This is a genomic window from Reyranella sp. (genome assembly GCF_050185545.1).
GTDB lineage: Bacteria > Pseudomonadota > Alphaproteobacteria > Reyranellales > Reyranellaceae > Reyranella.
In genome coordinates, this window is the sequence record NZ_JBFWZI010000039.1 from 34,525 (window position 1) to 48,536 (window position 14,012).

General features: G+C 67.4%; 14 protein-coding genes. 10 read left to right on the plus strand and 4 right to left on the minus strand.

The window, feature by feature from the left end:
• Positions 1–2 precede the first annotated feature (2 nt).
• Both AB7O82_RS13545 and AB7O82_RS13550 read right to left on the minus strand, forming a co-directional pair.
• A complete protein-coding gene (locus AB7O82_RS13545; protein ID WP_428542991.1) occupies positions 3–1,604 on the minus strand; it encodes a lysine--tRNA ligase in 1,602 nt (533 codons plus the stop codon).
• A gap of 70 nt (positions 1,605–1,674) precedes the next feature.
• On the minus strand, positions 1,675–1,914 hold the full coding sequence (locus AB7O82_RS13550; RefSeq protein WP_428542994.1) for a hypothetical protein: 240 nt from the start codon (positions 1,912–1,914) through the stop codon (positions 1,675–1,677).
• A gap of 467 nt (positions 1,915–2,381) precedes the next feature.
• Between AB7O82_RS13550 and AB7O82_RS13555 the strand changes: the two genes are divergently transcribed.
• On the plus strand, positions 2,382–2,600 hold the full coding sequence (locus AB7O82_RS13555; protein ID WP_428542997.1) for a hypothetical protein: 219 nt from the start codon (positions 2,382–2,384) through the stop codon (positions 2,598–2,600).
• 56 nt (positions 2,601–2,656) lie between these two features.
• On the opposite strand, the gene AB7O82_RS13560 is transcribed toward AB7O82_RS13555, so the two are convergent.
• Entirely contained in the window at positions 2,657–3,379 is a 723-nt protein-coding gene (locus AB7O82_RS13560) for an adenylate/guanylate cyclase domain-containing protein (protein WP_428542999.1), read from the minus strand.
• 326 nt (positions 3,380–3,705) lie between these two features.
• On the opposite strand from AB7O82_RS13560, the gene AB7O82_RS13565 reads away from it, so the two are divergent.
• Genes AB7O82_RS13565 through AB7O82_RS13575 form a run of 3 tightly spaced genes read left to right on the plus strand, consistent with a single transcriptional unit; the run spans position 3,706 to position 5,775 of the window.
• Positions 3,706–4,425, plus strand: a complete 720-nt coding sequence (locus AB7O82_RS13565; protein WP_428543002.1) for an AMP-binding protein — start codon at positions 3,706–3,708, stop codon at positions 4,423–4,425.
• On the plus strand, positions 4,422–5,165 hold the full coding sequence (locus AB7O82_RS13570; RefSeq protein WP_428543005.1) for an SDR family NAD(P)-dependent oxidoreductase: 744 nt from the start codon (positions 4,422–4,424) through the stop codon (positions 5,163–5,165). The genes AB7O82_RS13565 and AB7O82_RS13570 overlap by 4 nt, the downstream gene beginning before the upstream one ends.
• Positions 5,166–5,169: 4 nt before the next feature.
• On the plus strand, positions 5,170–5,775 hold the full coding sequence (locus AB7O82_RS13575) for a 2-hydroxychromene-2-carboxylate isomerase (RefSeq protein ID WP_428543008.1): 606 nt from the start codon (positions 5,170–5,172) through the stop codon (positions 5,773–5,775).
• A 164-nt stretch (positions 5,776–5,939) separates the two neighbouring features.
• Here AB7O82_RS13575 and AB7O82_RS13580 read toward each other — a convergent pair whose 3' ends face one another.
• Positions 5,940–7,142, minus strand: coding sequence for a CaiB/BaiF CoA transferase family protein (locus AB7O82_RS13580; protein WP_428619577.1), 1,203 nt, complete (start codon positions 7,140–7,142; stop codon positions 5,940–5,942).
• Positions 7,143–7,327: 185 nt separating this feature from the next.
• On the opposite strand from AB7O82_RS13580, the gene AB7O82_RS13585 reads away from it, so the two are divergent.
• The 6 genes from AB7O82_RS13585 to AB7O82_RS13610 all read left to right on the plus strand — a co-directional run bounded on the left by AB7O82_RS13585 (position 7,328) and on the right by AB7O82_RS13610 (position 13,950).
• The gene (locus AB7O82_RS13585) at positions 7,328–7,837 is read left to right on the plus strand and encodes a winged helix-turn-helix transcriptional regulator (protein ID WP_428543014.1); all 510 of its coding nucleotides are present in this window, start codon (positions 7,328–7,330) and stop codon (positions 7,835–7,837) included.
• Positions 7,838–8,134: 297 nt separating this feature from the next.
• Positions 8,135–8,878 carry an SDR family NAD(P)-dependent oxidoreductase gene (locus AB7O82_RS13590; protein ID WP_428619579.1) on the plus strand — a complete coding sequence of 248 codons (744 nt, stop codon included), beginning with the start codon at positions 8,135–8,137 and terminating at the stop codon, positions 8,876–8,878.
• A 1-nt stretch (position 8,879) separates the two neighbouring features.
• Positions 8,880–9,551, plus strand: coding sequence for a glutathione S-transferase family protein (locus AB7O82_RS13595; protein WP_428543020.1), 672 nt, complete (start codon positions 8,880–8,882; stop codon positions 9,549–9,551).
• Positions 9,544–10,332: a crotonase/enoyl-CoA hydratase family protein gene (locus AB7O82_RS13600; protein WP_428543023.1), complete on the plus strand. Its 789-nt coding sequence runs from the start codon at positions 9,544–9,546 to the stop codon at positions 10,330–10,332. The genes AB7O82_RS13595 and AB7O82_RS13600 overlap by 8 nt, the downstream gene beginning before the upstream one ends.
• 171 nt (positions 10,333–10,503) lie before the next feature.
• Positions 10,504–12,828 carry a molybdopterin-dependent oxidoreductase gene (locus AB7O82_RS13605; protein WP_428543026.1) on the plus strand — a complete coding sequence of 775 codons (2,325 nt, stop codon included), beginning with the start codon at positions 10,504–10,506 and terminating at the stop codon, positions 12,826–12,828.
• A gap of 144 nt (positions 12,829–12,972) precedes the next feature.
• Positions 12,973–13,950, plus strand: coding sequence for an NAD(P)H-dependent flavin oxidoreductase (locus tag AB7O82_RS13610; protein WP_428543029.1), 978 nt, complete (start codon positions 12,973–12,975; stop codon positions 13,948–13,950).
• The last annotated feature ends 62 nt before the right edge of the window (positions 13,951–14,012 follow it).

The window sequence follows — 14,012 nt, forward strand, 5'->3', positions numbered from 1 at the left end:
GTTCAGGCCGCCTTGCCGAGATCCTCGCCCGCGAGCGCGCGCTCGATCAGACGGATGACGTTGTCGCGGCCATAGAGCTTGATGAAGGCGCCCATGCGCGGGCCCTGCTCGCTGCCGAGCAGCACCTCGTAGAGCGTCTTGAACCACTGCCGCAGCTCCTCGCGCGAGAAGTGGCGCTTGCCGGCCTCGTAGACCTCGTTCTGGATGAACTCGGCGCTTTCGTCGTCGGGGATCCGGCGCAGCGTGTCGGCAAGGTCCTGCAGTGCGGCGCGTTCCTGCGTCGTGGGCAGCCGGAACTTCTTCGAGGACTTCACGAAATCCTCGTAGTAGGCGACCGCTCCCGACAGCAGCCGGTCGAGGTAGGGCGCGTTCTCGGGCGTGGCGCCGGGCGCATAGCGGCGCAGGTATTGCCACAGCACGTTCTTGTCCTCGGTGTGCGCCACGCCGGCGAGGTTCAGCAGCATGCCGAAGCTGACGCCGCCCGAATGATGATCGACCGGCTTGCCGTCATGGATGTGCCAGGCCGGATTGTCGGCCGCCTTGGCGGGCTCCTCGCCCGGCATCCTCTCGACGCTCGCCAGATAATCGTCGATGGCGCGCGGGATCACGTCGAAATAGAGCCGGCGGGCGCGGCGCGGCGACTGGAACATGTAGTAGGCGAGCGATTCGGGCGTGCCATAGCGCAGCCACTCCTCGACGGAGAGGCCGTTGCCCTTGGACTTGGAGATCTTCTTGCCTTCCTGGTCGAGGAACAACTCGTAATTGAAGCCGTCCGGCGGCCGCTTGCCCAAAATGCGCACGATCCTGGCGCTGAGCTCGGCCGACGGGATGAGATCCTTGCCGTACATCTCGTAGTCGGTGTCGAGCGCATACCAGTGGCCGGCCCAGTCAGCCTTCCATTGCAGCTTGACGTTGCCGCCGGTCACCGGCGCCTCGACCAGGCTGCCGTCCTCGTCGCGGTAGACGATGGTGCCGGCGTCGGGGTCGGTCCTGATCACCGGCACCTGCAGCACGCGCCCGCTCCTGGGCGAGATCGGCAGGAAGATCGAGTAGGTCGCGCGCCGCTCCTCGCCGAGCGTCGGCAGCATGACTGCCTGCAGCTCGTCGTAGTGCCGCAGCATGGCGAGCAGCATCGCGTCGAAGCGGCCCGACTTGTACCAGTCGGTCGACGACTGGAACTCGTACTCGAAGCCGAACGAATCGAGGAAGGCGCGCAGGCGCGCATTGTTGGCCGCGCCGAAGCTCGGATGCTCGCTCCCGAACGGATCGGGCACCGAGGTCAACGGCTTGCCGAGATAGGCGGCCAGCATCTCCTTGTTCGGCACGTTGTCGGGCACCTTGCGCAACCCGTCCATGTCGTCGGAGAAGCAGAACAGCCGCGTCGGCACGTCCGAAAGCCGGCGGAACGCCTGGCGCACCATGGTCGTGCGCACGACCTCTGCGAAGGTCCCGATATGCGGCAGGCCCGACGGTCCGTAGCCGGTCTCGAACAGCACGTAGCCTTTCGCCGGCACCTTGCCTTCGGTGCGGGCGATGAGCTTGCGGGCTTCTTCGAATGGCCACGCGCGCGCGGCCTCGGCGAGGGAACGATCGATCTGGGACATGGATCGGACAAACTATGAGCGCAGGCCAGCGCCGTCAACGCGACGGCGCGCACGGAGAGCCGGCCTCGGCTTATTTCCCGAATCTCCGGCCGAAGAAGGCAATAATGCGGCTGATCGCCACCCCCAGCATCACGAACAGCCCGATCGTCTGCCACATCGGACGATCCGGCGGCGCGGGCTGCAGCAGGAGGTACGTGAAGGCCGCGCCCGCGAGCACGGAAATGACGAGCTCGACCACGTCGACGCGTGCCGGCTTGGGCGGTTCGCCGGGGCCCGATGGTGTCGGCCCGCTTCCGGATTGCTCTGTCATGACGGTTCACCTCGACAGTTGCTCGTAGCGCCTCTCTTCCATGCCGCCTGACCGGTCGGCAATGTCCGCCGGTTGCCGGCGATTGCCGGTCATTGCCCATGCCCGGTTTGACAACCCGACGCGAAACATCGGGAATGGCACACCAGCCTGCATGATCCCCATCCCGACCGACAACCGCATCCTGTACTTCGCCCGGGACCGGGCGCAGTTCGGTTTCCTGTCGCACTTCCATCCCAGCCCGATGCTGCTCGACGGCGAGCTGTGGCCGACCGTCGAGCATTTCTACCAGGCGCAGAAGTCCCCCGATCCGCACTATCGCGCCGCGATTCGCGAGGCGATCCACCCCGGCCGGGCCAAGAGCCTGGCGGCGCAGCCGATGGCGCCGCGGCGCATCTCGCGGCATTCCTGGTTCAAGGCGCACGACCGGATGCCGCGCCGGGACTTCGCACGAGGTCAAGCTCGACATCATGCGTCGCGCCGACCGAGCCAAGTTCGAGCAGAACGCCAACCTGCGCGCCCTGCTGCTCGACACCGGCAGCGCCGAGCTGGTCGAGGACTCCCCCCACCGAGCCCTTCTGGGGCATCGGCCCGGACGGCAACGGCCCGAACTGGGCCGGACGCGTTCTCATGGAAGTGAGGGAGAGCGCCTATGGGCGCGCCACTCCCGTGGCGCGTCTTCTGTGTGATCGACGATGATCGCGCCACGGGAGTGACGCGCCCCCGGCGAAGAGCATGAAGCACTTCACGCCTCGTAGAGGGTTACCGGCGTATCGAAGCCCTTCAGCTCGTAGTCCGCAGCCTTGCTGGCGTCGATGTCGGCCTGGGCGGCCTCGAGCACGGACCGGGTGACGAGGATCTGGCCGGGCTTCGCCGCCGACTGCGAGCGCGCCGCGGTATTCACCACCGTACCGATCGCCGTCAAGTCGCGATGGGAGCGCCCGAACTCACCGAAGGCGAGCTTGCCGGTGTCGATGCCGATGCCGACACCGAACTCCGTGTCCGCTGCGGCAAACTCGGCGCGCGTGGCGGCGAACGCCTCCTGCATCTCGCGGGCGGCGAGCACCGCGTGCCGGGCATGATCGGCGTGGCGGACCGGAAAATTGAATATCGCCATCACCGCGTCGCCGATCGTCTTGTTGAGCAGGCCGTCGTGGCGCCAGATGGCGGCGGCGCAGGTGTCGTAGAAGGAGTCCAGGACCCCCGTCATCGCCTCGGCCGACATCGACTGGGAGAGCTTCGTGTACGACCGCAGGTCGGCGAACAGGATCGTCGCCTCGAGCGTGATCGAGCGCGCCTTCATCGTGCGCTCGAACATGATCTCGCAGATCGTGCAGAGATTGGGATTCATCTTGCTGCGGCGGATGCCGAAGGCGCGCAGCGGCGCCGCAAGGACGCCGCTCAGAGGCACCGGCATGTGCATCTGCTGCCAGCATCCCTTGCACAAGGTGGCGTAGCGGGCCGTCATCACCGCCCATCATAGCGCGTTCCGTCGCATGATGCCCCTCCCACTGCAAAGCATTTGCCCATGGTAAAGAGGCACCGTCATCCCGACCGGAGCCGAGCGCAGCGAGTCGTAGTGGAGGGACCCTTCTTGCCGAAGCATCAGCAAGAAGGGTCCCTCCACTGCGCCGCCCTTCGGGCGGCTCCGCTCGGGATGACGGAGTTCCGTCATGTGCGAATGCCCTGCCCCAGCCATGAGCATCTGATGAATCGTCGATTGACAAGTTCTAAAACAACACTGACTATCGCAGACGCAAACGACCCCGGAGTCGGCCGCCGCGGGAGGACAGGTTGAGTGCACCGAATGGAACGCCAGCGGAAATCGCACAGGCTGCGCAGTCGATCCTGGAGGGCCTGCCGCAGCGCCTCGACCAGGTGCTGCGGCCGTGGGCGCAGTCGGCGCCCCACCAGCCGGCCCTGATCGGTCACGGCAGGACCTGGACCTATGGCGACCTCGCCCGCATCGTCGATGATACGGCAACGCTCTTGCGCGACCACGGTGTGCGCGGCGGCGATCGCGTCATGATCGTGAGCGAGAACAGCCTGGCCCTTGCGGCGCTGGTTCTGGCGAGCTCGGCGATGGATGCCTGGTCGGTCGTGGTCAATCCGCGCCTGTCGGAGCGCGAGATCGACCAGATCCGCGACCATTGCGGCGCCCGCGTACTCTACTACACCGTCGGGGTCTCGGAATTGGCGCGCGCCCATGCGGCCCGCCACGCGGCGCGCGACATCGACATGGGGGCGCTCGGCACACTCGCGGTGAGTCCGGTCAACGACGCGGCGATTGCCGAGCCGGGCAACGAGGAAGTCGTGGCCTACGTGCAACTGCTGCCCGGCGCCGCGGCCGGTGTCGACGCGCTGACGACGCATGCGGCGCGCCAGCTCACGGCGTACAAGCGGCCGGCCGAGATCATCGTGCTCGACGCGCTCCCCGCCTCGGCGACCGGCAAGATCCTGAAACACAAGCTGGCCGCCGCGGCGCGCCATCCGCTTCCTGGAGGACCTGCATGACTGAACGACACGCCACCGCGGCCGTCATCGGCGCCGGCGATTTCATCGGCGCGGCGATCGCGCGGAGGTTCGCTGCCGAGGGCTTCACCGTGTTCGCCGGCCGGCGCAACGGCGACAAGCTCGCGCCGCTGGTGAGCACCATCGAGAAGGCTGGCGGCAAGGTCTCGGCGCGCTCGCTCGATGCCCGCAAGGAGGAGGACATCACCGCCTTCCTGCAGGAGGCCGACCGGCACGCGCCGCTCGAGGTCTGCATCTTCAACATCGGCGCCAACGTCAATTTCCCGATCCTCGACACCACCGAGCGGGTCTTTCGCAAGGTGTGGGAGATGGCCTGCTATTCGGGCTTCCTGGCGGGGCGCGAGGCCGCGCGCCTGATGCTGCCGCGCGGCCGCGGCAACATCTTCTTCACCGGCGCCACCGCAAGCCTGCGCGGCGGCGTGGGATATGCCGCGTTCGCCGCCGCCAAGGCCGGCCTGCGCGCCGTGGCCCAGTCGGCCGCCCGCGAGCTCGGCCCCAGGAACATCCACGTCGCCCATCTGGTGATCGATTCGGGTGTCGATACGGCATGGGTGCGCGAGCGCATAAAGGAGCGTGAAGGCGAAGCGGCGCTCGCCAACCTGCCTCCCGACCGCCTGATGCGGCCCGAGTCGGTGGCCGAGTCCTACTGGTCGCTCTACAACCAGCCGCGCGATGCGTGGACCTTCGAGCTCGAAATCCGTCCCTTCGGCGAGAAATGGTGATCCCGTGCCCAGAGTAGACTTCCTGTTCGATTTCGGCAGCCCCAACGCCTATCTCAGTCATCTGGTGATCCCCGCCATCGAGCAGCGGCAGGGCGTCAGGTTCGAGTATGTGCCGATCCTGCTGGGCGGCGTATTCAAGCTCACCAACAACCGCTCGCCCGCCGAGACCAACGCCGGCATCAGTAACAAGCCGGCCTACCAGCAGCTCGAGACGCAGCGCTTCATCCGCCAACACGGCATCACGCGCTTCAAGCCCAACCCGTTCTTCCCGGTCAACACGCTGACGATCATGCGCGGCGCCGTGGCGGCGAAGAAGCTCGGGATCTTCGAGCGCTATGTCGACGAGGTCTACAGGCACATGTGGGCCGAGCCGAAGAAGCTCGACGACCCGGCCGTACTGAAGGCAGCGCTGCTCGAGTCCGACCTGCCGGCCGACCGCCTGTTCGAGCTGGTGCAGACCCCGGAAGTCAAGGATGCCCTGCTCGCCGAGACCCAGCGCGCTGTCGACCGTGGCACCTTCGGCTCGCCGACCTTCTTCGTCGACGACGATATCTATTTCGGCAAGGACCGCCTGCGCGACGTCGAGGAGGCGATCGCGGCGAAAAAGTGAGTTCAGTCATCGTCTTCCGGACCGCGAGCGTCCCGCTCGCTCATGAGCTTGAGCGACGCTCGCGGTCCGGAAGAGCTCGCTTGCTGGGGGCGCGCCACTCCAGCCGCGCGATCTTCATGGGTCACGCAGAAGACGCGCCACTGGAGTGGCGCGCCTCCAGCAACCTACCCCTTCACTTCCCTGATCACCTTCGTATTCGCCAACCCATCGATCTCTTCGGCGCCGTAACCCAGCTCCTCCAAAATCTCGCGGCTGTGCTGGCCTATCCTGGGCGCCGCCGATGGCGCGCGCCCCGGCGTGGCGCTGAACTGCGCGGCGGGCCGGGCCTGGCGGACGCGGCCGACGCCGGAATGGACATATTCGGCGATCAGCTCGCGCGCCACCACCTGCTCGTTGGTCAGCACCTCGGCACGACGCAGCACCGGCGCACACGGCACGTCGCAGTCATCGAGCCGCTTCAGCCAGTTCTCGGTCGTCCGCGTCGCCAGGATTTCACCCATCAGGGTGATGCGCTCGGTGGCGTTGGCCGCCCGCTTGCCTTGCGAGTTGAAACGCTCGTCGTCCAGGAGATCCGGCCGGTCGGTGGCCTTGCAGAAGCCCGCCCATTCGGAGTCGGAGATCGTGCCGGCGGTGATGTAGCCGTCGATCGTCGCAAATACCAGGTCGGGCCGCGCATTGTGATCGCCCGCCGGCGCCTCGCGGCCTACCACCACGTAGTTCGTCATCGCTTCCGGCCACAGGAAGGCGATCATCGCATCGAGCATGGCCACCTTGACGTGCTGGCCGACACCGGTCCTCTCCCGCGCATAGAGCGCCGCCGTGATCGCCTGGGCCGTCATCACCGAGGTGGTCTTGTCGGCGACGATGGCGCGGATCATCTGCGGCCGGCGCGTCCCGGCCTGGGCCTGCACGTCGGCGAAGCCCGACAAGCCTTGGATGATCGGGTCGTAGACCCGCTTCCCGGCATAGGGCCCGCTGTCGCCGACACCGCTGATCGACACGTAGATCAGCCGTGGATTGAGTGCCCTCACCGCCGCCTCGCCGAGGCCCAGCCGCTCCATGACCTGTGGCCGGAAGTTCTGTACCAGCACGTCGGAGCGGGCAATCAGCTTCCGCAGCGCTTCGACGCCCTCGGGCCGCTTGAGGTCGAGCGAGATCGAGCGCTTGCCGCGGTTGGTCGAGATGAACATGGGGGAGAACTGGCCGTCGTCGTCGATCGGCGGCCGCGTGCGGCGGGTCATGTCGCCGACGGGAGGCTCGACCTTGATCACATCGGCCCCCTGGTCGGCCAGGAACATGGTGGCGAACGGGCCCGATACGACGCTGGTCAGGTCGACTACCCGCACCCCCGACAAGGGTCCCGCCATCTCCGATCCTCCGGTTTGGTTTCAAAACGTATATCGGCGCGGCATGGGAGCGACAACGTCCGATGCCGCGCTTCGCCGTCGGAGAAATCATCCGTCCACGATCAAACCTAATCGAGACGGCGGCCAAATGGTTTTCTTTTTGAACGTGAGGTAGATTGACCGGGCTGGTTTTGGAGACGTCGAGGATGCGCTGGAACGATCTGGATGGCGAGGCCTGCTCGCTCGCCCGCACGGTGTCGGTGATCGGCGACCGCTGGACCCTGCTGATCCTGCGCGACTGCTTCCTGCGGGTGCGCCGCTTCGAAGATTTCCAGGCGCGGCTCGGCATCACCCGGCCGATCCTGGCCAGCCGACTGCGCAAGCTGGTGAAGGAGTTCGTCCTCGCCAAGGTGCCCTACCAGGAGCGCCCTCTGCGCCACGAGTATCGCCTGACCCAGAAGGGCCTCGACCTCTATCCTATCGTGATGTCGATCGTGCATTGGGGAGACGTCCACATGGCGGGCAAGAAGGGCCGGCCGCTGCTGCACCAGCACATGACCTGCGGCAAGACGTTCGACCCGGTGATGGTCTGCTCCGAATGCGGCGAGCCCTTGAGCCCGCGCCAGGTCCACGTCCATCGCGGCCCCGGCGCCGCCGGCACGCGTCACCTGCCGCCGGCGGCGCCGGAGACGGAGTCGAAGCGGCGGCGGGCGTAACTCTCGCTCCTCCCCAATTCCGTTGGGGTGTCTGCGTAATCGCGGACGGAGGGGTCATGAATCATGCGGACCGCGGGCGTCCCGCCGCTCATGATCATGAGTCATGAGCGGGCGGGACGCCCGCGGTCCGGAAGAAGCATGACCTCGCCGAAGACGGCGACACCTCCCCAGCGAAGCTGGGGAGGAGAGATGAATCCCCTTGCCTCCTGCCCCATTCAGCGCAACACTTAGTCCGTGTTGAAACAGCACTGACATGAGCCGTCGTCGCGAAGCGAGGGCCTGGGGAAGGAAGCGAGCATGGCAGACGGCGGGGCGGTCGCACTGTTGGTCGGCGCCGGGGACGCCATCGGGGCGGCGGTGGCGCGGCGCTGCGCCGCCGAAGGGCTGAAAGTCTGCATCGCCCGGCGCGATGCCGCGAAGTCGCAGGCGGTGGTCGACCAGATCGCGGCCAAGGGCGGCACGGCCCGCGCCTTCAGCGCCGATGCGCGCCAGGAAAGCGCGGTGCAGGAGCTGTTCGCCACGGTCGAACGCGAGGTCGGGCCGATCGGGCTTTGCCTGTTCAACGCAGGCTCCAACGTCAACACGCCGCTTACCAACACCTCGTCGAACCTGTTCCAGAAAGCCTGGGAGCTCGCCTGCTACGCCGGCTTCCTCACTGGTCGCGAGGCCGCGCGCCGCATGGTGCCCCGGGCGGCGGGCACGATCCTGTTCACCCGAGCCACCGCCAGCCTGCGCGGCGGCCCGGGCTTCGCCGCCTTCGCCTCGGCCAAGTTCGGCTTGCGCGCGCTGGCGCAATCGATGGCGCGCGAGCTCGGGCCGAAGAACATCCACGTGGCCCACCTGGTGATCGACGGCGGCGTCGACAGCGAGGCGATTCGCAATCGCATGCGCGCACGGATCGGTGACGCCGTCGACTCGCTGCCAGCCGACAGCCTGATCAAGACATCGTCGATCGCCGAGGCCTACTGGAGCCTGCATCGGCAACCGCGCGATGCCTGGACCCACGAGCTCGATCTCCGTCCCGCCATCGAGAAGTGGTGACATGGCCGACTCCCCGTCCCGCCTCATCCTGTGGGGTGTCAGCACCAGCCGCACGCTCCGCGCGGCATGGGCGCTGCACGAGCTCGCGCTCGACTACGATCTGCGCCCGATCCTGCCGCGCAGCGGCGAGACCAAGACGGCGGAGTACACGCGGCTCAATCCGCGCCAGAAGATCCCGCTGCTGCAGGATGGCGATTTCACGATTGGCGAGAGTGCGGCGATCATCGCCTACCTGTCCGACACCTATGGCACCGACGCCAACCGCCTGGTGCCGCTCGAGCCCAGGCCGCGGGCGCGCTGGCGGGAATGGTGCTTCTTCATCGCCATGGAGCTCGACGCGACGAGCCTCTACATCATGCGCCGCCATGGCGCGCTGAAGCACATCTACGGCGAGGCGCCGGCCGCGCTCGAGAGCTCCAGCACCTACTTCCAGAGCCAGATGCGCCATGTCGAGGCGGCGCTGGCCGACGGCCGCCCCCACCTGCTGGGCAACCGCTTCACCAGCGCCGACATGCTGCTCGCGACCTGCCTGGTCTGGGCGATCGACTACCAGGTGCCGGTGGCGCCGGCCTGTCACGACTATCTCGAACGCATCGCCGCCCGCCCGGCCTACCAGTCGGCGCTGCGTGCCAACCTCCCCAGCGAACCCAGGCAGGAGACACCCCGTGGCTGAACCGGCAAGCAGCGGCATCGTGCGCACGGAAGCCGATGGACGCCTCTTCAGGATCCTCGTCGATAACGTCGCCAAGAAGAACGCCTTCACGCCCAGCATGATGGCCGAGCTGTCGGACGCCCTCACCCGGTTCGATCGTGACGAGACGAGCTGGGTCGCCGTGCTCAGCTTCGCCGGCAAGGACACGACGGCCGGCCTCGACATGCCGAAATTCTTCGGGCCCAACCGCGAGCCGCGCGACAGCCCGGCCGGCAACATCGACCCGTTCGCCCTGAAGCGGCGCACGATGAAGCCGGTGGTCGTCGCCGTGCAGGGGCTCTGCCTCACCGTCGGCATCGAGATGATGCTGGCGGCCGACATCGTGGTCGCCGCCGACGACACCCGCTTCTGCCAGATGGAGTCGAAACGCGGCATCGCCCCGTTGGGCGGTGCGCATTTCCGCTTCCTCACACGCACCGGCTGGGGCAACGCCATGTATCACCTGATGCTGTGCGACGAGTTCGACGCGGCGCGCGCGCTGCAGATCGGCCTGGTGCAGGAAGTCGTGCCGGCCGGCCAGCAGGTCGCGCGCGCGGTCGCGCTGGCGCAGCAGATCGCCCGCAACGCCCCGCTCGGGCTGCGTGCCATAAAAGAGGCGGCGCTGCGCTACATCGAGGCCGGCGAGGCGATGGCGATCGCCGCTATCCCGACCATCCACGACCGCGTGATGGGCACCGAGGACGCCAGCGAAGGCATCCGCTCCTTCGTCGAGCGCCGCGCGGCGCGGTTCGAGGGAAGGTGAGCAATGCAATGCCCCTCTTCATTCCCCGCCCCAGCTTCGCTGGGGAGGTGTCGCGTCCTACGCGACGGAGGAGTCATGGGCACCACGACTGACGCTCATGACCCCTCCGTCGCCGTATGACGGCGACACCTCCCCAACGAAGTTGGGGAGGAAAACTTCTAGGAGCCTTCCATGTCATCCCCCCAATGGCACAAGACTGCGTGCAATCTCTGCTACGTCAATTGCGGCATCGAGGTCGCGGTCGAGGGCGAGCGCATCGTCAAGGTGCGCGGCGACAAGGCCAACCCCAAGTCGCAGGGCTATCTCTGCAACAAGGCCGCGCGCATCCCCTACTACGCTCATCACGCCGACCGCCTGACGACGCCGCTCAGGCGGCGATCCGACGGTGGCTTCGAGCCGATCGACTGGGACACGGCGATCGCCGAAATTGCCGAGAAGGCGCGCGCGATCCAGGCGCGTCACGGCGGGCAGAGCTTTGCCCTCTATGGCGGCGGCGGCCAGGGCAATCACGCCGGCGGCGCCTACGCAACCGCGTTGCTCCGCGCGCTCGGCTCGCGCAACACCTTCAACGCGCTCGCCCAGGAAAAGACCGGCGATTTCTGGGTCAACGGCCGCATGTTCGGCAGCCAGAACTGCCACACCGCCGAGGACGTGCATCATTGCGACCTGCTGTTCGCCATCGGCTGCAATCCATGGGTCGCGCACGGCTTCCCCAATGCACGCGATCATCTCAACCGGATCCGCAAGGACCCGGCACGCAGGCTGATCGTGGTCGATCCGCGGCGCACCGAGACGGCCGAGCTCGCCGACCTGCACCTCGCGGTGCGGCCCGGCGCCGACGCCTTCCTGCTGGGCGCGCTGCTTGCCGTGCTGGTACGCCGCGACACTGTCGACCACGGCTTCCTCGCCGCGCACACCGAAGGCTACGACGAGGTGCGCGCGGCTCTGCTCGCGCTGCCTGTCGACGCGTGGCTGGCGGCGGCCGACATCACGCGCGACGAGATCGAACGCTGCGCCGACATGATCGCGGCCGCCAAGGCGATGGTGGTGCGCGTGGAGCTCGGCGTCCAGCAGGGCGTCAACTCGACCCTGAACTCGTACCTCGAGAAGCTCCTGATCATGCTGACCGGCAGCTTCGGCCGCCCAGGCACCAACCAGCTGCACAGCTGGTTGGCACCGCTGTGGGGCAACAGCCAGGGCAAGGTCTACGCGCCGACCGGCGACCAGGTGATCGGCGGCCTGTTGCCGCCCAACAGCTTTCCGCGCGCCATTCTGTCGGACCATCCGGAGCGTCTTCGTGCCGTCTTCGTCGACAGCAGCAACCCCGCCAACACGGCCTCCGACACGCGGGAAGTCGAACGCGCGTTGCGCGCGCTCGACCTGCTGGTCGTGGTCGACGTGGCGATGACCGAGACGGCGCGGCTGGCGCACTACGTGCTGCCGGCCTCCTCGCAGTACGAGAAGACCGAGTACACGCTGTTCAATTTCGAATTCCCGACCAACTTCTTCCACGTCCGGCCGGCGGTGCTGCCGCGCCTGCCCGGCACCCTGCCCGAACCGGACATCTACGTGCGTCTCGCCCGGGCGATGGGCGTGCTGCCGGGCGACAACGTGCTGGCGACCTTGCGCGAGGCGGCCGGCCGCTCTCTCGCCGAGTTCGACCGCGCCTTCGGCGGTTTCATGCGCGACAACCCGTCGGCCGGTCCGGCGGCGGCGCTGGTTTTGTACGAGACGCTGGGTCCGACTCTGCCCAACGGAACGGCGTCCGCCGCCGTCCTGTGGCCGGCGGCGCAAGCCTGCGCCCGCCGCTCGCCGGCGGCAGTCAGGCGAGCGCTCGACGTGCCGGCCGAGATCCCCGATTCGCAACTCGCCCAGAGGCTCTTCGAAGCGCTGGTCGGCGCGCGCAACGGCACGGCGTTCACCAGACATTCCTACGACGACGTGTGGTCGCTGATCGACACGCCCGGTCACAAGGTGCGCCTGGCCATTCCGGAGATGCTCGAGTGGCTGGCCCGACTCGATACGGCGCAAACCCGAGCGGACCCGGAGTATCCGTTCGTGCTGGCGGCCGGCCAGCGGCGGATGTTCAACGCCAACCAGATCTTCCGCAACCCGGCATGGCGGCGCGGCGATCCCGATGGCGCGCTGTCGGTCAATCCGCAGGACCTCGCGGCACTCTCCGCCGACGACGGAACATGGCTCGCGGTGCAATCGCCGCGCGGCCGCCTGGTGGTGCGGGGCGCGGCCGATCCTTCACTGCGGCGCGGCCAGCTCGCCCTGCCGCACGGCTTCGGCCAAGCCTACCCAGCTGCCGACGGCACGCGGCTCACCAACGGGCCGCGCATCAACCTGCTGACCACGGCGGACAATTGCGATCCGATCGCCGGCACGCCCTATCACAAGAACGTCTGGGTGCGTCTGGAGAGGGCAAGGCCCGAGGAGGCCGCGCTCGCGGAGCAGACCTCGCGGCGCATTCATGGGATGGCAGCCGCCTGACGACCTGATAAGGGTCTGTGGCGAGACAGCTGCTTCACTTGGCCGGTGAGAAGCGCGCGGAGCCTCCCCTTCGGATCGAGCAAGTGAAGCACCTGTCCTGCCACGGATCCGACGAGACCAGCACACCCAAGCGAGCGAGCGGCCATGAAGACCAAGATCACCGAAATGTTCGGCATCGAGCATCCCATCATCCAGGGCGGCATGCATTTCGTCGGCTTTGCCGAGATGGCGGCCGCGGTGTCGAACGCGGGCGGGCTTGGCATCATCACCGGCCTGACGCAGCGCACGCCGGAGGCGCTGGCCAACGAGATCGGGCGCTGCCGGGAGATGACCAGCAAGCCGTTCGGCGTGAACCTCACCTTCCTGCCCGCGGTCACGCCGCCCGACTATCCGGGATACATCGACGTCATCATCAAGGGCGGCGTGAAGATCGTCGAGACCGCCGGAAACAACCCGCAGAAATACCTGCCCGCGCTCAAGGATGCCGGCATCAAGGTGATCCACAAATGCACCTCGGTGCGCCATTCGCTGAAGGCCGAGTCGATCGGCTGCGACGCAGTAAGCGTCGACGGCTTCGAATGCGGCGGCCATCCCGGCGAGGACGACGTGCCGAACTTCATCCTGCTGCCGCGAGCCGCCGAAGAGCTCAGGATTCCCTTTGTCGCCTCCGGCGGCATGGCCGATGGCCGCTCGCTGGTCGCCGCCCTCTCGCTCGGCGCCGACGGCATGAACATGGGCACCCGCTTCATGGCGACCAGGGAAGCGCCGATCCACGACAACGTGAAGCAGGCCCTGGTCGCCGCCAGCGAGCTCGACACCCGGCTGGTCATGCGACCGCTGCGCAATACCGAGCGCGTGCTGAAGAACGCCGCCGTCGAGCGCCTGCTGCAGAAGGAGCGAGAGCTCGGGCCCAAGATCGAGTTCAAGGACATCATCGCCGAGGTCGGCGGCGTCTATCCGCGCATCATGAAGGACGGCGACATGGACGCCGGTGCCTGGTCCTGCGGCATGGTCGCCGGCCTGATCCACGACGTCCCTTCCGTCCAGGAGCTGATCGAGCGCATCATGCGCGAGGCCGAAGCGATCATCGAGCAAAGGCTCGGCGGATTCATGAAACGGTGACTCATCCGGACCGCGGACGTCCCGCCCTCTCATGGTTCATTCCACGCGCAAATCTCCCTAGC

Bases quoted from the DNA above. Each gene is read 5' to 3' on its own strand.
- AB7O82_RS13580 (WP_428619577.1), bottom strand. From the start codon at position 7,142: ATGGCGGGACCCTTGTCGGGGGTGCGGGTAGTCGACCTGACCAGCGTC.
- AB7O82_RS13610 (WP_428543029.1), top strand. From the start codon at position 12,973: ATGAAGACCAAGATCACCGAAATGTTCGGCATCGAGCATCCCATCATC.
- AB7O82_RS13550 (WP_428542994.1), bottom strand. From the start codon at position 1,914: ATGACAGAGCAATCCGGAAGCGGGCCGACACCATCGGGCCCCGGCGAA.
- AB7O82_RS13555 (WP_428542997.1), top strand. From the start codon at position 2,382: ATGCGTCGCGCCGACCGAGCCAAGTTCGAGCAGAACGCCAACCTGCGC.
- AB7O82_RS13585 (WP_428543014.1), top strand. From the start codon at position 7,328: ATGCGCTGGAACGATCTGGATGGCGAGGCCTGCTCGCTCGCCCGCACG.
- AB7O82_RS13560 (WP_428542999.1), bottom strand. From the start codon at position 3,379: ATGACGGCCCGCTACGCCACCTTGTGCAAGGGATGCTGGCAGCAGATG.
- AB7O82_RS13595 (WP_428543020.1), top strand. From the start codon at position 8,880: ATGGCCGACTCCCCGTCCCGCCTCATCCTGTGGGGTGTCAGCACCAGC.
- AB7O82_RS13545 (WP_428542991.1), bottom strand. From the start codon at position 1,604: ATGTCCCAGATCGATCGTTCCCTCGCCGAGGCCGCGCGCGCGTGGCCA.
- AB7O82_RS13590 (WP_428619579.1), top strand. From the start codon at position 8,135: ATGGCAGACGGCGGGGCGGTCGCACTGTTGGTCGGCGCCGGGGACGCC.
- AB7O82_RS13605 (WP_428543026.1), top strand. From the start codon at position 10,504: ATGTCATCCCCCCAATGGCACAAGACTGCGTGCAATCTCTGCTACGTC.
- AB7O82_RS13570 (WP_428543005.1), top strand. From the start codon at position 4,422: ATGACTGAACGACACGCCACCGCGGCCGTCATCGGCGCCGGCGATTTC.